15 protein-coding genes and 2 pseudogenes are annotated in these 18,390 nt (G+C 72.0%); 11 read left to right on the top strand and 6 right to left on the bottom strand.

Annotation, left to right across the window (positions count from 1 at the left end; translation table 11 throughout):
• The first annotated feature begins 243 nt into the window (after positions 1–243).
• Both OP04_RS48785 and OP04_RS40875 read left to right on the top strand, forming a co-directional pair.
• Positions 244–1,635: a molybdopterin molybdotransferase MoeA gene (locus OP04_RS48785; RefSeq protein ID WP_035087123.1), complete on the top strand. Its 1,392-nt coding sequence runs from the start codon at positions 244–246 to the stop codon at positions 1,633–1,635.
• Positions 1,632–2,039 (top strand): molybdenum cofactor biosynthesis protein MoaE, encoded by a 408-nt coding sequence (locus OP04_RS40875; RefSeq protein WP_033345367.1) that lies wholly within the window; start codon positions 1,632–1,634, stop codon positions 2,037–2,039. The genes OP04_RS48785 and OP04_RS40875 overlap by 4 nt, the downstream gene beginning before the upstream one ends.
• A gap of 393 nt (positions 2,040–2,432) precedes the next feature.
• Here the strand turns inward: OP04_RS40875 and OP04_RS40870 are convergent, their stop codons facing one another.
• The 3 genes from OP04_RS40870 to OP04_RS40860 form a co-directional block, all read right to left on the bottom strand.
• Positions 2,433–3,635: an ATP-binding protein gene (locus tag OP04_RS40870; RefSeq protein ID WP_033345366.1), complete on the bottom strand. Its 1,203-nt coding sequence runs from the start codon at positions 3,633–3,635 to the stop codon at positions 2,433–2,435.
• Between the two features lie 109 nt (positions 3,636–3,744).
• On the bottom strand, positions 3,745–4,740 hold the full coding sequence (locus OP04_RS50665; RefSeq protein WP_051799845.1) for an LppU/SCO3897 family protein: 996 nt from the start codon (positions 4,738–4,740) through the stop codon (positions 3,745–3,747).
• 70 nt (positions 4,741–4,810) lie between these two features.
• Positions 4,811–5,566, bottom strand: coding sequence for an LppU/SCO3897 family protein (locus tag OP04_RS40860; protein WP_157241031.1), 756 nt, complete (start codon positions 5,564–5,566; stop codon positions 4,811–4,813).
• A gap of 150 nt (positions 5,567–5,716) precedes the next feature.
• Here OP04_RS40860 and OP04_RS40855 point away from each other — a divergent pair, with 150 nt between their 5' ends.
• The 9 genes from OP04_RS40855 (at position 5,717) to OP04_RS40815 (ending at position 14,178) form a co-directional block, all read left to right on the top strand.
• Positions 5,717–6,457 carry a prepilin peptidase gene (locus tag OP04_RS40855; RefSeq protein WP_232323926.1) on the top strand — a complete coding sequence of 247 codons (741 nt, stop codon included), beginning with the start codon at positions 5,717–5,719 and terminating at the stop codon, positions 6,455–6,457.
• 365 nt (positions 6,458–6,822) lie between these two features.
• Entirely contained in the window at positions 6,823–7,065 is a 243-nt protein-coding gene (locus OP04_RS40850) for a Flp family type IVb pilin (protein WP_051799842.1), read from the top strand.
• A 29-nt stretch (positions 7,066–7,094) separates the two neighbouring features.
• Positions 7,095–7,517 (top strand): TadE family protein, encoded by a 423-nt coding sequence (locus OP04_RS40845; protein ID WP_033345364.1) that lies wholly within the window; start codon positions 7,095–7,097, stop codon positions 7,515–7,517.
• Positions 7,505–8,695 carry a pilus assembly protein TadG-related protein gene (locus OP04_RS55045; protein ID WP_033345363.1) on the top strand — a complete coding sequence of 397 codons (1,191 nt, stop codon included), beginning with the start codon at positions 7,505–7,507 and terminating at the stop codon, positions 8,693–8,695. The genes OP04_RS40845 and OP04_RS55045 overlap by 13 nt, the downstream gene beginning before the upstream one ends.
• 23 nt (positions 8,696–8,718) lie before the next feature.
• The gene (gene cpaB, locus OP04_RS40835) at positions 8,719–9,477 is read left to right on the top strand and encodes a Flp pilus assembly protein CpaB (RefSeq protein ID WP_033345362.1); all 759 of its coding nucleotides are present in this window, start codon (positions 8,719–8,721) and stop codon (positions 9,475–9,477) included.
• A gap of 7 nt (positions 9,478–9,484) precedes the next feature.
• On the top strand, positions 9,485–10,663 hold the full coding sequence (locus OP04_RS40830; RefSeq protein WP_033345361.1) for an AAA family ATPase: 1,179 nt from the start codon (positions 9,485–9,487) through the stop codon (positions 10,661–10,663).
• A gap of 83 nt (positions 10,664–10,746) precedes the next feature.
• Positions 10,747–12,246 carry a CpaF family protein gene (locus tag OP04_RS40825; protein WP_063746849.1) on the top strand — a complete coding sequence of 500 codons (1,500 nt, stop codon included), beginning with the start codon at positions 10,747–10,749 and terminating at the stop codon, positions 12,244–12,246.
• The gene (locus OP04_RS40820) at positions 12,243–13,229 is read left to right on the top strand and encodes a type II secretion system F family protein (protein WP_157241029.1); all 987 of its coding nucleotides are present in this window, start codon (positions 12,243–12,245) and stop codon (positions 13,227–13,229) included. Before OP04_RS40825 ends, OP04_RS40820 begins: the two co-directional genes overlap by 4 nt.
• Position 13,230: 1 nt before the next feature.
• The gene (locus tag OP04_RS40815) at positions 13,231–14,178 is read left to right on the top strand and encodes a type II secretion system F family protein (protein ID WP_033345360.1); all 948 of its coding nucleotides are present in this window, start codon (positions 13,231–13,233) and stop codon (positions 14,176–14,178) included.
• Between the two features lie 121 nt (positions 14,179–14,299).
• On the opposite strand, the gene OP04_RS40810 is transcribed toward OP04_RS40815, so the two are convergent.
• The 3 genes and pseudogenes from OP04_RS40810 to OP04_RS56890 all read right to left on the bottom strand — a co-directional run.
• On the bottom strand, positions 14,300–14,926 hold the full coding sequence (locus tag OP04_RS40810; RefSeq protein ID WP_051799840.1) for a response regulator transcription factor: 627 nt from the start codon (positions 14,924–14,926) through the stop codon (positions 14,300–14,302).
• Positions 14,927–15,012: 86 nt separating this feature from the next.
• A pseudogene (locus tag OP04_RS56895) lies at positions 15,013–16,794 on the bottom strand (ATP-dependent helicase); the annotation flags it as partial.
• 105 nt (positions 16,795–16,899) lie between these two features.
• Positions 16,900–18,315 (bottom strand): annotated as a pseudogene (locus OP04_RS56890) (endonuclease Q family protein); the annotation flags it as partial.
• Positions 18,316–18,390 lie beyond the last annotated feature (75 nt).

Here is an 18,390-nt window from a genome sequence, read left to right as displayed (position 1 = left end):
CGATATTTCGGGTGCGGAGCGCCCGCGCTGCGGTGTGCTGAGGAACGAACCCATGTGGATCACTCTTCAAGGCGAGCGGGTCATCGGCCTGCGCTGGGCCGGACCTCTTACACCCGAAATTTCGGAATATTGCCGTCTGGCGCCGCCTGGGACCAGTCTCCTCAGGCCCCCCGGTCAACATGTGTAAGCAGAGCAAAGGTGCGCGCGGAAGAGCGAGGGCTCGCCAGCGGCTAGGCTCGGTGCGTGAGTTCTGAGACCACACCCGCGACGCCGGTCGCATGGGCTGACGCGCAGCGGATCGCCTACCTGGCCGGCCGGGACGCGATGCCCGGCGCCGAGCAGGTCGCGCTGGCCGACGCGGACGGCCGCACGCTGGCCGAAGCGCTGGTCACCCTCACCGACCTGCCGCCGTTTCCCACGTCGAGCATCGACGGTTACGCGGTGCGCGGCGCACCGCCATGGCGCCTGCTCGGCCGCGTCCTGGCGGGTTCCGTCGCTCCCCCGATGCCCACCGACCCCGGCACGTCCGATCCCGGTGCGGCCAGCGCCGGCGCGTCTCACACCGGCGCATCCGGTGGCCGCGTCACCGGGGTCCACGGCGAGACGGCGGCCCACGGCGACACGGCGGCCCACGGCGACGCGGCTGGCAACAGCGCGGCGCGGGCGGCCGGGAGCGGGGTCGCGATCGAGGTCGCGACCGGGGCGATGGTGCCGGAGGGGACCGAGGCGATCCTGCGCACCGAGGACTCCCGGACCACGGCGGACGGCCGGATCGAGGGCACGCCGCGCAGCGAGCCGGAGTGGCGGGTGCCCGGTGACGAGGCGGCCCGCGGCGAAGAGCTCTTCCCGGCCGGCACCGCGGTCGACCCCGGCGTGATCGGCCTGGCCGCGCACTGCGGCTACGACGCGCTGCCGGTGCACCGCCGCCCGCGCGCCGCCGTCCTGGTCTTCGGCGACGAGCTGCTGACGGACGGACTGCCGGGCGAAGGGCTGGTCCGCGACGCGCTCGGCCCGGCGCTCCCGTCCTGGCTGCGGCGCCTCGGCGCGACCGTCGGCGCGGGCGTGGTGCACGGGCCGGTGAAGGACACGCTGGACGCGCACGTGGACGCGATCCGCACCGCGCTCGACTCGGCTGACCTGATCTGCACGACCGGCGGCACCATGCGCGGCCCGGTCGACCACCTGCACCCGGCACTGCGCGAGCTCGGCGGGGAGTACCTGATCAACACGGTGGGCGTGCGTCCGGGCTTCCCGATGCTGGTCGCGCGCGTGCCCGGCCCGGACGGCCGGGACCGGTTCCTCGCCGGCCTGCCGGGCAACCCCCAGTCCGCGATCGTGGCGCTGATGTCGCTGGTGGCACCGCTGCTGGCCGGCCTGTCCGGTCGCGCGCAGCCGCAGCTGCCCGAGGTGACGCTGGGCGCGCCGATCCGCGGCCGAGGCACGGACACCCACCTCGCACTGGTACGGGTGGACGCGGCCGGCGTGGCCTGGCCGATGGCGCACGTGGGCTCGTCGATGCTGCGCGGCCTGGCCGGTGCGTCCGGCTTCGCCGTGATCCCACCCGGAACGTCCGGCGAGGAGGGTGCGCGCACCACGCTCGTCCCCCTGCCGCTCCTGAACGGAGAACGACGGTGATCGAGGTTACCGACCAGGTTCTGGACGTCGCCGCGCACGAGGCCGCGGTCTCTGACGTGCGCGCCGGCGCCGTGGTGTCCTTCGCGGGCGTGGTGCGTGACCACGACCACGGCCGCTCCGTGGAGCTGCTGGAGTACGAGGCGCACCCCAGTGCCGAGGCCGTCCTGCGCGAGGTCGCCGCCGAGATCCTGGCCGACCCCGATGTGTACGCGGTCGCGGTCTCCCACCGCTACGGCCCGCTGAAGATCGGCGACGTCGCCCTGGTCGCGGCCGTGAGCACCGCCCACCGCGCCGCCGCCTTCACCGCCTGCGCCCGCCTGGTCGACGAGGTCAAGGCCCGCATCCCGGTCTGGAAGCGCCAGGTCTTCACCGACGGCACCGACGAGTGGGTCAACTGCGCTTGATGGCCGTCTGCGCTCCCGACGCGCTCGGTGCCGGGTAAACAACACGCTATTTCCCGAAATTTCGGGCGCGGAGCGCCCTGCGGCGTTCTCGCGCCCTGCGGCGTTCTCGCGCCCTGCGGCGTTCTCGCGCCCTGCGGCGTTCTCGCGCCCTGCGGCGTTCTCGCGCCTGAGCGCCCGGTAGCCGCCTTCGGTGCGGCTCCATGGTGCCGGAAGCGTTGAGGCGGCGGGTCGCGCCGACCGCCCAGGCGTGGTGGGTGACGGCTTGTGAACCACCGTGCGGGTTCTTCCGGACCACGGCGGGACCGGCAGGGAGGAGCGCCAGCGACGACCGGTGCCCGCGGGAGCATGCGGACCGCAACCACCCGCAGAGTGGGAAAATAAAGATCTTGATCTTTAAATGGGCTGGGTACGCAGGTAGCGGGCGAAGTGGGGCACGGTGAAAGCGACCGTGCCGCGCTCGCCGGAGTAGATCAGGCCCTTCTTGATCAGGGCGTCGCGGGCGGGCGACAGGCTGGCGGGGCGGCGGGCCAGGGACTTCGCGATCTCGGCGGTGGGGACGGCGGTGCCGGGGCCGTCGTCGTCGAGGGAGAGCGCGGCCATCGCGCGCATGTAGTCGCGTTCGGCCGGCGTGGCGCGCTCGAAGCGGGAGCCGAAGAAGCCGACGGCCAGCTCCGCCTCGGCCTCGGGCGCGGCGACCCGCACGTCCGCGACGGTGATCGGCGTCTGTGGCGCGTGGTCCCAGGTGGCCTTGCCGTAGGCCTGGACGAAGTAGGGATAGCCGCCGGACTTCTCGTAGAGCAGGTCGAGCGCCTTCGGCTCGTAGGCGACCTGTTCGCGCAGCGCGGGTGCACCGAGCGCGCGGTCGGCGGCGAGCCGGTCCAGACGGTCGATGCGCTGGTAGCGGAACAGGCGTTCGGAGTACGACTTCGCGGCGGAGAGCACGGCGGGCAGGTGCGGCAGGCCGGCGCCGACCACGATCAGCGGGCCGCCGAGCTGGGAGAGCTCGTGGCAGGCGGCGCAGAGCGCAGAGATGTCCTCGGTGCCGAGGTCCTGCATCTCGTCGATGAAGATCGCGATGCCGGTGCCGACGTCGGTGGCGATCGCGGCCGCGTCCGTGAACAGCTCGACCAGGTCGATCTCGATGTCGCCGGAGTCGGCGCGCCCGCGGACGGCCGGCACGTCGATGCCGGGCTGCCAGCGCTCGCGCAGCTTGGTGGTGCCGTCGTTGGACCGTAGCGCGAACGCCTTGAGCACGCCCAGGAAGTCGTCGATGCGCTCGGGTGCGCGGTGCCGGCCGGCCAGCTCGCGGACCGCCATGTGCAGCGCGGCCGAGACCGGGCGGCGCAGCGACGTGTCCGGCCGGGCCTCGATCTTGCCGGTGCCCCAGAGGCGGCCGATGGCCTGCGAGCGGAGGCTGTTGAGCAGCACGGTCTTGCCGACGCCGCGCAGGCCGGTGAGGACCAGGCTGCGCTCCGGGCGGCCGCGGGCGATGCGTTCCAGGACGACCTCGAACGCCTCCACCTCGCGGTCCCGGCCGGCGAGCTCGGGTGGGCGCTGGCCGGCGCCGGGGGCGTAGGGGTTCCGGATCGGATCCACGCCTTGCACCGTATCGGGCTGTCTAGGGCGGAAGCTAGACCCCGGTAGATGTCTCGATACATGACTAAGGCCGTCTAGCAGTATCGCTAGACGGCCTTAGAAAGAGCTATCAGGAGGTCTTCGGCGCCTCGGTCAGCGTCTTCAGGCAGAGCACGTAGTCACCGACGCCGCCCACGGACGACGACGTATACATGTACCAGGAGTCCGCGCCCTCGACGTCCTTGCATGCCTCTTCGCCGTCATCCGTGAACGGGATGCGGATCAGCACCTCCAGCGTGTCCTTGGCGCAGGGCACCACGCGGATCGACGCGTTCTCGTCCGTGCCGTCGTTGACGATGCAGTCGCCGACCTTGACGCTGTCGGCCGCGTCGTCGTCCTCGCTGCCGCCGGTCGGTGTCGGGAACGGGTCCTCCGTCGGCAGCGTCGGCAGCGTGGGGACCGTGGTCGGGAGGTTGTCGAGCGCGTTGTCCACCGCGTTGCCGGCCTGGTTGATGCCGTACACGACGCCACCGCAGATCAGCAGCGCGAAGACCAGCACCGCGCCGACGATGATGCCGACGACCTTTCCGGCACCGCTGCCACCACCCTGCGGCGGCGGCGCCTGCCAGCCACCGCCCTGCAGCGGCGGGCCGGGCGGGGGCAGCGGCGCGCCGTAACCCTGCACCGGCTGGTTCGGGTCGGCGTAGGGCGCGGCGTACGGAGCACCGCTGTAGGGCGCCTGCGGGTCGGTGCCGTACGGCGGCGGAGGCGGCGGTGCCGCGTCGTAACCGCCGTAACCGGGCTGCCCGGACACCGGTGCGCCGTAGTTCGGCTGCTGTCCGTAGCCGGGCTGCCCCGAGACCGGCGCGCCGTAGTTCGGCTGCCCGGAGATGGGCGCGCCGTAGCTGGGCTGCCCGGAGACGGGTGCGCCGTAGTTCGGCTGACCGTAGTTCGGCTGACCCGAGACCGGCGGCGGGGGCGGTATGTCCCCCTGCGCACCCTGCGGCGGAGTGCCGTACGCCGGCTGACCGTAGGAGGGCGGAGGCGGCGGCGGATAGGTCCCGGCGGGGTTGTTCGGGTCATACTCGGGCTGGCCGGGACCGGGGGGTGGTCCGTAGCTCGACATCGGCACTCCTAGGTTGTGTTTCTCGCGCACCGAGGAAGCCTCACCAAGGTCCCCCCGCTGCTGGGGGACCCTACCGCTGCTTCAGGCAAAGGACGAAGTCAAGGGAATCAAGCTGACTGTTGAAGAAGTAATAGTTTGTGTATCCCTCGACATCCGCGCACTTCTTTTGTGCGTCCTCCTGGCCCGCGGCGGGCGCGTCGAAGCGGTCCAGCACCTCGTACACACCCTTCTCGTCACACTCGGCGACCTTCAGTGAGGGCTTCTCGTCAGATCCCACGTTCTGGACGCACTCGCCCTTCTTCACGTTGCGGGCATCGCTGACCGTGGCCGTCGAGGAGGGGGCCGGAGTGGCGGACGGCGTCGCGGCCGCGCTGCTGGACGGCGGCGGAGTCGGGTCGCCGGTCGCCTCGTTGCCACCGTTGTCGTTGTTCAGCAGGAAGTAGGCGGCGCCACCACCGCCGGCCAGCACCAGCACGACCAGGATCGCGACGAGCGCGATGATGCCGGCACTGCTCTTGCGCGGCGGCGGTGCGACCGGCGCGGGCGCCGGGTTCCAGCCGCCGGGCGCGGCCTCGGCGGGACGCTGCGCGTAGCCGGTGCCGGTGACGTCGTAGTTTCCGGCGCCGTACCCCTGGTTGCCGCCGTAACCCTGCTGGTAGGCGCCACGGTCGTACCCACCCTGGTCGTAGCCCTGTTGTTGCTCGGGCACGGCCTCGTTGGAGTCACGGCCCCAGTCACCCCATGGGTCGGACGGCTCGGTGTAAGGCTCCTCGTGCGGGTCGCGGCCACGTCCGGGCGGCCCCCCGGGCGGTCCGTAATTCGACATGGAACTGCCTCCTACCGAGCTCCTGCGTCAGCTGCCTGCGTGGGCGGGCGGCCTCAGCCACCGTATCCGGGGCACGCCCCTCCCCCACCTCCCGGAAGTGTGCCAGTGTCGGCAACTCGTGTCGTGATCAGGCGGGCTACGATGCGGTCGGTGTCCGTCTCACTCGTTGTGGTCACGACCGTGCTGGGCGCGATCGTGGGTCTCCTGACGCCCCGGGTGACGTGGCGGTTGTCCGTCGAATACGGCGAGCCACCCCGTTCCGCCTGTGAGAACTGCAACCACAAGAGCGATTCATGGGTACGCGTCCGCGTTGCCTGCCCCGGCTGTGGCCGACGACTCGGCCCTCGCCCCTGGCTGACCACGGCGGCCGGCGCGCTGACGCTCGGCGCGCTCGGCTGGGCGTTCGGCCCGGACCCGGTGCTGCCCGGCTACCTGGCGGTCGGCGCGATCGGCGTGCTGCTCGCGTTCGTCGACCTGGCCGTGCTGCGGCTGCCGGACCCGCTGGTCGCGGCCGCGGCCGTGCTCGGCGGCGGCGTGCTGCTGCTCGTCTCGCTGCTCGACTGGTCGTTCGCGCCGCTGCTGCGCGCGCTGCTCGGCGCCGCCGTCCTCTTCGGTGTGTATCTGGTCATCGCGCTGATCCCGGGCGCGAACCTGGGCTTCGGCGACGTGAAGCTCTCCGCCGTGCTCGGCCTGATGCTGGGCTGGCTGGGCTGGCCCGCCTTGGTGTTCGGCCTGCTCGCGCCGCACCTGCTGAACGGTCCCGTGGCGCTGTTCCTGCTGTTCACGGGCAAGGCCGGGCGCGGCACCGACCTTCCACTGGGGCCGGCGCTGCTGGCCGGCGCGCTGGTCGCGGTCGTGGTCGCGCGGCACGGTCTGCCGCTCTTCGGATGATCTTCCGCCCGTAGATCCACTGCTCGGGGCGCGTGTCTGATCGGTGTGCGTCGATCGGCCGAACGGTGGGAAATCGTCGTTCGGCTATCGGTTATCTGACATCACCGGTGTGAGCGACGTGCCGTGTCGCAAAACGGAATTATCTTCCATTTATGAGTGTGGATATGCGGCATTAGCTCGGTTTGGGGTGGGCCGAACGGCCCATCCACTGTCACTCAGGGGTGTCATCCCATCGACATCCACCCCCCGCGCTGTCGATTCCCTCGGCCCGGTCGCCCGACTAGTCATGGTGGCTGTGGCGGGCAGAGTCGGTTCTCGGCCCGTACCGAGGCCGATCCGACCACCAAGGACCAAGGGGAGAAGAGATGCTCAACCTGTTCGTACGGGCGGCCGTGCTCGCCGCGGACCGGGTGGACGCCGCCCGCCGGAGCGACCGTGGCGCGACCGCGGTCGAGTACGCCCTGATCATCGCGGGCGTCGCGGCCGTGCTGGCCGTCGTGGTGTTCGCCCTGGAGGACGTGCTGAGCGGGCTCTTCAAGAAGACCTGTGAAGGCATCGTCGAAGGAACCGCGCCGACGCCCTGCACGACCGCGACCGGTCAGCCGTAAACCCACCGGGACGAGACGGAAAGGCAGTCATGCAGGTCAGGGAGGTGCGCCGGCGCGCCGATCGGGGTGCCGCGGCGGTGGAGACCGCCCTCGTCCTGCCGCTGCTGCTGATGGTGATCTTCGCGATGGTCGACTTCGGCCGGATGCTGAACGCGCAGATCCGGGTCACCGAGGCCGCCCGTGAGGGCGCCCGCGCGTTCACGCTGGTCAGCAAGGAGAAGGCCGCGACGGTCGCGACCGGCGTGCTGGGCGGCCCGCCGTCGGCCGACACGCTGCGGGACGGTCACTGGCAGGGCGTGACCGGCGGCGACTGCCTCGTGGAGCAGAACGACGCGTCGTACGAGGTCGTCTACGGCTTCGAGTTCATCACGCCGCTCGGCGTGTTCGCCGACTTCGTCAACCCCCACGTCATTCAGCTGAAGGCCAAGGCGGTCATGCCGTGCCGCGCCTGACCGAGTGGCGGCCGCGCCGGAGGGACCGCGGCGCGGTCGCCGTCCTCGTCAGCATGATGATCACCAGCGGCATGGTGTTCGGGCTCGGCGCGCTGACCGTGGACGTCGGGCTGATCTACGCGGAGCGGGCCCAGCTGCAGACCGCGGCGGACGCGGCCGCGATCGCGGTGGCCAAGGTGTGCGCGATGCGCCGGCCCGAGTGCAACGAGGACCTGATGCTGCTGGAGGGCGGCCGCTACGCCCGGCAGAACGTCAAGGACGCCGGGGTCGAGGTCAGCGCGGTCTGCGGCGTGGTGCACGTGCCCGCCTCCGAGCACAAGCCGATCCAGCCCTGCCTCCAGCCCGCGTCGAACCTGACCGCCTGTCTCGGCAGCAGATCGGGCGACTACATCGAGGTCCGCGTGCGCACCGCCCGGGACGGCGAGACGTCCGCGCTGCCCCCGGTCTTCGCCGGCGCGGTGACCGGCACGGACGGCGTGACGGTCGCGGCCTGCGCGCGTGCGTCCTGGCGCGCGATCGGCACGGTGAAGGACGCGCTGCCGGTCGTGTTCTCGGAGTGCGTGGTCGCGCACGTGGTCGGTGAACACGGCCTGCAGCCGGAGCCGTCCGGCGCCGGCCACGCGGCCGACCCGAAGGCCGAGGTCACGCTCCCGTTCCGGGAGATCGGCAGGGAGGGTGACGGCTACGGCTACTGCCGGAACCCCGGCTGGACGCGCGCGCCCGGTGAGCGGCCGAGCGACGCGACGGACGGCTTCGGCGGCGAGGTGACCGGCAGCGCCGCGCGGTGCGACGCGTCCTTCGACATCGGCACGATCCGCGAGCTGTCCGGCGCCGCCGGCGGCAACGAGGAGGAGTTCTGGGAGCACTGCTTCGCCACGCTGGTCGGCCTGCACGAGGAGCGGACGCCGGTCCCGGTCGGGGTCTACCGGCCGGCCGACGGTGACCGCGCCTACATCGACAGCGTGCGCAGGTTCGTCGTGACCGGCTGGCGCAGGAGCGGCTGGCCGCCCAAGGAGACCGGCGACGCGCTGCCCGGCGACCGGTGGAGCCAGCCGCCCCCTTCGGACGCGGACGCCGACTGCCCCGTGGGCACCGAGTCCTGCCTGTTCGGCTACTTCACCACGGATCCGGACGGCGGCGGCGCGGCCGGTCCCACCTCGATCCGCATCACCGGCTGACGATCAGAAACGGACTGTTCCCCATGTCACGTCGCATCCTCGCCGTCTTCCTGGCGATCGTCCTGGCCGTGCTCGGCACCTCCGCGGTGCTGTACTACGTGAACCGGGCCGATGACCGCGCGGTCGACGACGTCAGCGCGATCGAGGTTCTGGTCGCCCAGCAGCGGATCTCCACCGGCACCACCGGCGCGGTCATCCGGGACCGGCAGCTCGCCGTCGCCACCCGCATGCCGGCCTCCAGCCTGCCCGACGGCGCGGTCACCGCGATCACGCCCGAGCTGGAGAAACAGCTGGTCACGTCCACACTGCAACCGGGTCAGCTGCTGCTGGGCAGCATGTTCGCGAACGCGACGGAGACGTCCAGCGGCCTGGCCATCCCGAGCGACAAGGTGGCGGTGAGCTTCGAGGCGTCGATGGCGCAGCAGGTCGCGGGCTATGTCCGGCCGGGCGCGCACGTGGCGCTGTTCGCGTCGTACACCGCGACCGCGGGTGGCTCCCGCAAGACGATCGGCGGCGACGGCGTGCGCGGCACCGCGGTGCTGCTGCCCAAGATCGAGGTGATCGCGGTCGGTCAGTACGGCACCGGCGAGACGACGATCACGCCGCAGGACGGCACCGCGGACTCCGAGCCGACCACGCTGGTCACGGTCGCGGCGTCCACGGTCGAGGCCGCGAAGATCATCACCGCGGCGAACGCGGGCGCGATCTACCTCGCGCTGCTCACCGACGAGTCCGACGTGCAGGCCGGCGTCGGCGTCGACAACAACAACGTGTTCGGGTGAGCACGCGATGACCATCCTGTACGAACCGTCCCGCCAGGCCTCCCAGCACTTCGGCATGCTGGTCGGCGGCGACGTGCGTACCGCGACCAGCCTCGACGAGGTGTACGCGCTGCTCAACGAGGACCCGGACGAGCAGCTGGTGCTGATGGGCCCGAACACGCCCGCGGCCGAGGCGGTGAGCCTGGCGGCCCGGCAGCGGCTGGCCCGCCCGTCGCTCGGCGTGGTGCTGCTGCGTCACCAGCTGGAGGTGACCGTGCTGGCCGAGGCGATCCGCTCCGGCGTGCGCGAGGTCGCGGACGTCAACGACCCGACGAACATCCTGGCCGCCTGCGCGCGGTCCCAGGATCTCTCCCGGCGCATGCACGGCGGCCTGCACGCGAAGACCGCGGAGCGCGCGGACGCGGTCGACGGAAAGGTGATCACGGTCTACGCGGCCAAGGGCGGCTGTGGCAAGACGATGCTCGCGGCGAACCTGGCCGTCGCGCTCGCAGCCGGCGGGGACAAGCGCGTCTGCCTGATCGACCTGGACCTGACGCTCGGCGACGTGGCGCTGATGCTGCAGATGTCGCCGGAGCGGACCATCGCGGACGCGGTGCCGGTCGCGGACCGGATCGACGAGACCGGCCTGCGCACCATGGTCATGAACTACTGCCCGGGTGTGGACGTGCTGCTCGCACCGGTGGTCCCGACGATCGCGGAGCAGATCAGCCGCGACCTGGTCACCGAGATCCTGTACCTGACCCGCGGCATGTACGACTACGTCGTGGTGGACAGCCCGCCGGTCTTCAACGACCACGTGCTGGCCGCGCTGGACGCCTCGCACCAATATCTGCTGGTCGCCACGCCCGCGGTGACCGCGATCAAGAACCTGCGGATCCTGCTGGACACGTTCGACGTGCTCGACTATCGCAAGGAGAACCGGCTGGTCATCCTCAACCGGGCCGATGCCCGGCTGGGTGTGACGCCGGCCGACATCGAGCGCGTGCTGCGGATCCCGCTGACCGCGCAGATCCCGGCCAGCCGCGACGTCTCCATCTCGATCAACCGGGGTGTGCCCATCGTGCTCGACTCGCCGGCGCACCCGGTCAGCGAGGCGATCCGCGACCTGGCCGCGCACCGGATCGGCGCGGGCGTGTCCACCTCCAGAGGCCTGAAGTCCATGCTGTCCCGTCGTGGGAGAAGGTGAGTTGCGGTGACCGAGCGAAGCGAGGGCGCCATGAGGCTCAGTGTCCGGTCAGGGCGTCGGGGGAGCGAAGCGGAGGAGACGGCGTGACCGACCAGCAGAAGCGGCGTCGTTCGGACGAGATCCCGCGCACCGGCAGCGGGTTCTCCGCCGCTGAGGTCCTGGCGCTGCACGAGGACTCGCCGTACCCGGCCACCGCGATCCCGGTGACCGCGGTGCCGAGCACGAACTTCCCGCTCAGCGGCGCCACCACGCCCACCTCCGGCGCGACCAACGGCGCGTTCGGCCGGCGCAACGTGCGCCGTGCCTACGACCCGCTGGCCGAGGTCCGCCGCCGGGCCCACGGCGCGCTGCTGGAACAGCTCGGGCCGCAGATGTACGAGGCCGGCGCGGACGAGGAGGAGCTGGAGCGCCGCGTCCGGGAGGCACTGCCCGGCCTGCTCGCCAAGGAGGACCAGCTCACCGCCGGCGACCGTGGTGTGGCGTTCCGGCAGGTCATCGACGAGATCGTCGGCCACGGCCCGATCGAGCCGCTGCTGCGCGACCCGGACATCACGGAGATCATGGTCAACTCCTGGGACCGGATCTACGTGGAGCGCTTCGGGCGGATCCAGTCCGTGGAGACCGCGTTCCTGGACGAATGGCACCTGCGCCGCGTCATCGACAAGATCGTCTCCCGGGTGGGGCGCCGCGTCGACGAGTCCAGCCCGATGGTCGACGCCCGCCTGCCGGACGGCAGCCGCGTCAACGCGGTCATCCCGCCGGTCACGCTGGACGGTGCCGCGATGACGATCCGGAAGTTCGCGGCGAACCCGTACGGCGTCGAGGACCTGATCGCATTCGGCACGCTCAACCACTCGGTCGCCTCGCTGCTGTCCGGCTGCATCCAGGGCCGGCTCGACGTGCTGATCACCGGCGGCACCGGCACCGGCAAGACCACGCTGCTCAACGTGCTCTCCCAGATGCTGCCGCCGCACGAGCGGATCATCACCATCGAGGACGCGGCCGAGCTCAGGCTGGCCCAGGACCACGTGGTGCGCATGGAGTACCGGCCGCCGAACATCGAGGGCCGCGGCGAGGTCACCATCCGCGACCTGGTCCGCAACGCGCTCCGCATGCGCCCGGACCGGATCGTGGTCGGCGAGGTCCGCGACGGCGCCGCGCTGGACATGCTCCAGGCCATGAACACCGGCCACGACGGCTCGCTCACCACCGTGCACGCGAACTCGGCGCGCGACTCGCTCTCCCGCCTGGAGACCATGGTGCTGATGGCCGGCATGGACCTGCCGGTGCGCGCGATCCGGGAGCAGATCGCGTCCGCGGTGGACGTGATCGTGCACCTCAGCCGGCTCCGGGACGGCACGCGGCGGATCACGCACGTGACCGAGGTGGTCGGCCTGGAGGGCGACGTGATCACGACGCAGGACATCTTCACGTTCGACTTCAAGTCCGGCACCGACGCGTACGGCCGCTACCAGGGCGAGCTGCGGCCGACCGGGATCCGGCCGCAGTTCCTGGACAAGCTCGCCGACCAGGGCGTCGACCCGTCCCCGCGCAACCTGGGCCTGGAGGACGTGCTCCAGTGATAGAGACGGGCACACCCGCGTTCCGGGCCGCGATGGCGGTGCTGGTCTTCCTGGCGCTGCTCGCGATCTTCCTGCTGATCTTCTCGCCCATGTTCGGCATGGTGGAGCGCCGCCGCCGGATGGCGCAGGTGGAGGAGTTCGCGTCCGCGGTCCGCGCGGACCGGTCCGCCGTGCCCAAGCCGTCGTCCCCGTTCGCCCGGGTCGCGGTCTCCGCCGCGGAGCAGGTCGTGCGCACCCGCGGCTGGGAGGAGCGGCTGTCCCGCCAGCTCGACCGCGCCGGCCTCAAGCTACGCCCCAGCGAGTGGCTGCTGGTCCGGATCGGCGTCGCGCTCGGCTGCGCGGTCGTGGTCACGCTGCTCATCGGCCCGCTCGGGTTCGTGCTCGGCACGTTCCTCGGCGTGCTGGCCACCGCGCTGTTCCACCGGCGGCTCGCCGCCCGCCGTGAGGAGCGCTTCTCCGCCGCGCTGCCGGACGCGATCCAGATGGTGATCGGCTCGCTGCGCTCCGGTTTCTCACTGCAGCAGGCGCTGGACGCCATGGTCCGCGAGTCCGTCGACCCGCTGGGCGGCGAGTTCAGCCGCGCGCTGGCCGAGGTCCGGCTCGGCATGGAGATCGAGGAGGCGCTCGACCGGGTGGCCGCGCGCATGCACAACAAGGATCTGGCCTGGACCGTGATGGCGATCCGGGTGCAGCGCGAGGTCGGCGGCAACCTCGCCGAGGTGCTCGGCAACACGATCACCACGATCCGCGAGCGCGAGCTGTTGCGCGGCCACGTGCGCGCGCTCTCCGCCGAGGGCCGCCTCTCCGCCTGGGTGCTGCTCGCGCTGCCGGTCGTGCTGGGCCTGTTCATGTTCCTCACCCGGCGGGAGTACGTGGCGCCGCTCGTCACCGACCCGCGCGGCATCGTGATGCTCGCCGGCGGCGTGGTGATGGTCGTGCTCGGCGGCTTCTGGCTGACCCGCGTGGTCCGGGTGGAGGTCTGACGTGGACGTCATCGTGCTCGGCGCCGGCCTCACCGTCATCTTCGCCGCGCTGCTGATCCTGCTGCTGGCGGTCGTGTCCGGCGGCGGGGGCCGCCGCGGCCTGGCCCGCGCGCTCGCGGACATCGACGCGGTCTACGCGCCCGGCGCCGCTCAGGGCCGCCGCACCGCGCTGTCCGGAACGCCGCACAGCCGCGGTCCGCTCGGCCGCGCGGTCACGCTGCTCGCCAGCCGCCTCACGCCGAACTGGGCCGCCGTCTGGCTGCAGCGCACGCTCGACCACGCCGGCAACCCGCCGTCCTGGCCGCCGGCCCGGATCCTCGAAGCGCAGGGGTGGGGACTGCTCCTCGGCGTACCCACCGGTGCTCTTCTGGGTCTTCTGCTCGTCGCGGTCCGCGGTCTGCCGCCGGTCAGCACGCTGATCCTGGGCGCGCTCGCGGGCGGCGTGATCGGGCTGTGGGGCCCCTACCTGCTGGTGCTCAACGCGGCCCAGCGCCGCCAGGAGCAGTTGCTCGACACGCTGCCGGACACGCTGGACATGCTCACGCTCTGCGTGGAGGCCGGGCTGGGCTTCGACGCCGCGTTGCAGCAGGTCGCGGCCGGGATCGACGGCCCGCTAGGCCGGGAGCTGGCGCGGGCGCTGCAGGAGATGCAGATGGGCAAGCGGCGCGGCGAGGCGCTGCGCGCGCTCGCGGACCGCACCACCATCCCGGAGCTGCGCAACGCGATGATGTCGATCGTGCAGGCCACGGAGCTGGGCATCCCCGTGGCGGCCGTGCTGCGCGAACAGTCCCGGGAGATGCGGGTCAAGCGGCGGCAACGCGCGGAGGAGCGGGCCCGCAAGGTGCCGATCAAAATCCTGTTCCCGCTGGTCTTCTGCCTGTTCCCGGCGCTGTTCGTGGTCATCCTGGGCCCGGGGATCCTGCGGATCATCGACGCTTTCTCAAACTAGGAACGGATTTTCCCACTTCGCGGTGGTCCGGCAGCGTCGCTCCCGCGGGCACCGGTCGTCGCCGGCGCTCCTCCCTTCCGCTGCCGTGGGTGGTCGCGCTTCAACCGAAACCCGCCCGCGCCTAACCCTTCTCCGGGATCAGGCCACGATCCGTCGCCGCGATCACGGCCTGCTCCCGCCCGCCCACGCCGAGCTTGTCGTAGATCCGGGCCAGGTACGTCTTCACCGTCGACTCGCTCAACCCGAGCGACGCCGCTATCTGCGGCACGGTCAGCCCGTCCCGCAGCAGGTGCAGCACCTCGCGCTCGCGCGGACTGACCACCGTGGCCGAACTCCGCCGCCGGCTCAGCGCGCCCGCCAGGTCCGGCGCGGTGAACGAGGCCGGCGCCGCGGCCGCGTGCCGGACCGCGGCCAGGATCGCGCCCAGCTCCTCCGTGCGCGGCAGGAACGCGGAGATCCCCGCCTCCAGCGCGCGCAGCAGCAGGTCGTCGTCGCGCGCGGCCAGCAGCACTATCCCGAGCGCCGGATGGCTGCGGCGCAGCTCCGCGCCCCAGGCCAGGCCGTTGCCGTCGGCCAGGTCGAGATCGAGCAGCACCACGTCCGGCAACTGCTTGCCGAGCAGCGACAGAGCCTCGGCCCCGGACGCGGCGGCGCCGACCAGCTGCAGGTCCGGCTCGCCCTCGAGCGCCGCCGCGATCCCTGCCCGGGTCAGCGTGGCGCTGGCCGCGGAGACAACGGTGACGGTCATGGGCGGAGTCTGGTCGCTCCGCCGTGGATTGGCGGTCACCTAGCCGACAGCGATGCCGTTCGGTCAACCAAGATCGGCCATCCGGGCTAGATCAGACGCAGCTGGCGATCCTTGGGTTTGCGCGGCTCAGCGGCGCCGAGACGCTCGAACAACCCGGAGTCGATGTCGTTCAGGAACGGCGTCGGCACACAGTCCCGCTCCGAACCGTAACGGAAGCGTCGCGCCGCGTGGCTGACGTAGAGCCGGTCCTGCGCGCGGGTGAGGCCGACGAAGAACAGCCGCCGCTCCTCGTCGATGTCGTCCTGCGACGGCTTCTCGCCCGGGAACCGCATCGGCAGCAGCCCGTCCTCGCAGCCGACCAGGAACACGACCGGGAACTCCAGTCCCTTCGCCGCGTGCAGCGTGAGCAGCGTGACCGCCTCCGCGCGCGGGTCCAGCGTGTCCACCTCCGCGCCCAGCGCGATCTCGCCCAGGAACTGCTGCAGGTCGTCGCCGCAGCGCAGCGCCAGCGGCTTCAGGACGTCCACCGCGGACCAGACGTCGGCCGGCTCGACCGTGGCCGCCGCGTCCAGTGTCGGCGTCGCGAACCGCTCGGCCAGCACCTGGCCGGTCAGCCGGACCCGGGCCGCGACGGAACCGCCGAGCCCGTCCGCGTGCCGCAGCTCGCGCGCGATCGCGGAGACGCCGGCCCGGTCCCGCAGCCGGTTGTGCGAGCGCTTCTGCACCGGGATGCCGGCCCGGCCCAGCGCGTCCAGGATCGGGCCGGACTGCGCGTCGGTCCGATAGAGCACCGCGATGTCCGAGAACGAGATGTTCGAGGTGCGGCCGTCCGCCCGGCCCGAGTCCATCGACCGGTGCGACACGCCGCCGACCAGCTCGTCCACGGTCCGCGCCACGAACTCCGCCTCGTCGCCCGCGGAACCGGCCGCCAGCCGTCCGACCAGCGGCGCCTCCGGGTCCAGCCGGGCCGGGTCCAGCCGACGGCCGCGCACCAGCGACGCCGGGGCGATCGCCTGCACGGCCGCGGCCAGGATCGGCGCGGACGAGCGGTAGTTGCGGGTCAGTCGTACCGTGCGGGCGTCCGTGAAGTCCTGCGCGAAGCGCAGGAAGTAGCCGACGTCCGCGCCGCGGAACGAGTAGATCGCCTGGTCCGGGTCGCCGATCGCGCACAGGTTGCCGTCCGGCGGGCTGAGCAGGCGCAGCAGGTCGTACTGCACGGAGTCGACGTCCTGGTACTCGTCGACGAAGATCCACCGCCAGCGCGCGCGGTACTCCTCGACCAGCGCCTTCGACTCGGTCAGCAGCGCCACCGGCAGCGTGACCAGCTCGTCCAGGTCGACGAGGCTGTCCGCGCGCAGCAGCTTCACATAGGCGGCGTCGTCCTCGCCGGCCTCGGCCCGCGCGGCCGCACGCTGCACGTCGTCCGCGATCCGGAAGTCGTCCGGCAGCCCGGCCGCGCCCGCGTTCTCCCGCAGGATCGACAGGCCGAGCGAGTGGAACGTGGAGACCGTGATCCCGTCCGCGACCGGGCCGAGCAGCGCATCCAGCCGCTCCCGCATCTCCTCGGACGCGCGCCGGGTGAACGTGATCGCCAGGCACTGCTCCGGCAGCACGTTGAGCTCCGCGCACAGGTACGCGATCCGGTGCGTCAGCGTGCGCGTCTTGCCCGTGCCCGGACCGGCCACGATCAGCAGCGGCCCGGCCGGCGCGGACGCGGCCACCCGCTGCATCGCGTCCAGCCGGTCCAGCAGGCCGGTGCCGACCTCCTCCATGCCGGAGAGCATCGGCTCGAACGGCTCGTGCGGCGACGGCGGCGACAACGCGGGCGGCACCGAGGCCACCCCGCGCGCGGGCCGGGGCCGGGCCGAATCCACCGCGGGCGAGCTCGTCCCGATCAGCAGCGGCGACGTCGCGTCGTCGGAGGAGTTCGAGGACGACGACGCAGAAGCCACAACCGCCGCCTTCTTCTTGACCGGAGTCCTGGCCGGTGCCTTCGCCGGTGCCTTCTTGGCGGGCACCCGCTGCTGCGGCACCGGCAGATCGAACAACGCGTCCGCCTGCGCCGCCCCGCCCGTGGACTTCAGCTCCCCGGGCTCGAACAGCTTGATGATGCCGTACTCCCCGTCGTACCCCGGAGTCCTGTGCACCTGATTGCGGCGCAGCCGCGAGATCGCCTCGCCGATCAGCTCGCCGCCGGCCGCGGTGATGTCCGTCACCGGCACCGTGGTCAGGATGTCCAGCTCCGAGCCGAGCGCCGCGATCAGCGAGTTGAGCTGGCCCTCCACGGTCTTCGAGCGCGCGCCCACCGCGTTGATCTCACCGAGGATCTCGCCCAGCGGCACCAGGTGCGTGACCTTCTTGGCGTTCGGGCGGGTGTCGCCGTCGGCCCGGTCGGCCAGATCCTCGACCCGGCTCAGCACGCCGACGGTCAGGCCCTTACCGCACTCCGGGCATATGCCACCGGCCTCGCGCGTGCGGGCCGGCGCCCAGTTGATGCCGCAGTTGCGGTGCCCGTCCGAGTGGTACTTACCCTCCTCCGGGAAGAACTCGATCGTCCCGTCCAGGCCGTTCCCGGTGCGCAGCGCCTCGCGCACCGAGTAGTAGTCCAGCGCGGACGAGAGCACCGTCGCCTCGCGGGCCAGCGCCGGCGGCGAGTGCGCGTCCGAGTTCGAGACCAGCTGGTACGCGTCCAGGCTGCTCACCCGCCCGTTCATCTCCGGGTCGGAGGAGAGCCCGGTCTCCACCGCGAAGATGTGCGGCGCGAGATCGGCGTAGCAGTCCGCGATCGCGTCGAAACCGGACTTCGAGCCCAGCGCGGAGAACCACGGCGTCCAGATGTGTGCCGGGACCAGGAACCCGTCCGGGCTCGCCTCCAGCACGATCTCCAGCAGGTTCCGCGAGTCCAGCCCCAGGATCGGCCGGCCGTCCGAACCCAGGTTGCCGATCCGTCCGAGCGCGGTGTTGAATCGCGCGGCCGCGTCCAGATCCGGCATGTAGATCAGGTGGTGGACCTTGCGCGTCCGGTCGCCACGCTTGTAGATCGTCGAGATCTCCACCGACAGCATGTAGCGCATCGGGCTCGCCTCGGCGACGCTTCCCAGCCGCGGCGGCAGGCGCTTCGCGATGTCCGCCTCGACGTCCGGCGCGAGCCGGTAGAGGCCGGGCTCCGCGGGCTTCAGCGTCTCGCGGAGGTGGTCGAACCATGCGGGGTGCGTGAAATCACCCGTGCCGAGCAACGCGACGCCCTTGCGCCGGGCCCACCACGCCAGGTTCGGCATGTTGAGATCGCGGCTGCATGCGCGCGAGTACTTGGAGTGAATGTGCAGGTCCGCCACGAACGTGGGCGCGACCGTAGCGCCGTCGAAGGGTGTCGCGCTCAACGGGGGCACGCCGCATCCTGCCACGCCGCGCCGGTCGGCCGCGCGGCGCCACGCCCGCAATGTGACGTCAACTCCACCGGAGTG

Source organism: Catenuloplanes japonicus, from assembly GCF_000717135.1.
In the GTDB taxonomy this organism is placed as follows: Bacteria; Actinomycetota; Actinomycetes; order Mycobacteriales; family Micromonosporaceae; genus Catenuloplanes; species Catenuloplanes japonicus.
The sequence above is the reverse complement of the archived record's forward strand: the minus strand, read 5'-3'. Positions and strand labels throughout refer to the sequence as shown.

Bases quoted from the DNA above. Each gene is read 5' to 3' on its own strand.
- OP04_RS50665 (WP_051799845.1), bottom strand. From the start codon at position 4,740: ATGTCGAGCTACGGACCACCCCCCGGTCCCGGCCAGCCCGAGTATGAC.
- OP04_RS40860 (WP_157241031.1), bottom strand. From the start codon at position 5,566: ATGTCGAATTACGGACCGCCCGGGGGGCCGCCCGGACGTGGCCGCGAC.
- OP04_RS40850 (WP_051799842.1), top strand. From the start codon at position 6,823: ATGCTCAACCTGTTCGTACGGGCGGCCGTGCTCGCCGCGGACCGGGTG.
- OP04_RS40845 (WP_033345364.1), top strand. From the start codon at position 7,095: ATGCAGGTCAGGGAGGTGCGCCGGCGCGCCGATCGGGGTGCCGCGGCG.
- cpaB (WP_033345362.1), top strand. From the start codon at position 8,719: ATGTCACGTCGCATCCTCGCCGTCTTCCTGGCGATCGTCCTGGCCGTG.
- OP04_RS40830 (WP_033345361.1), top strand. From the start codon at position 9,485: ATGACCATCCTGTACGAACCGTCCCGCCAGGCCTCCCAGCACTTCGGC.
- OP04_RS40810 (WP_051799840.1), bottom strand. From the start codon at position 14,926: ATGACCGTCACCGTTGTCTCCGCGGCCAGCGCCACGCTGACCCGGGCA.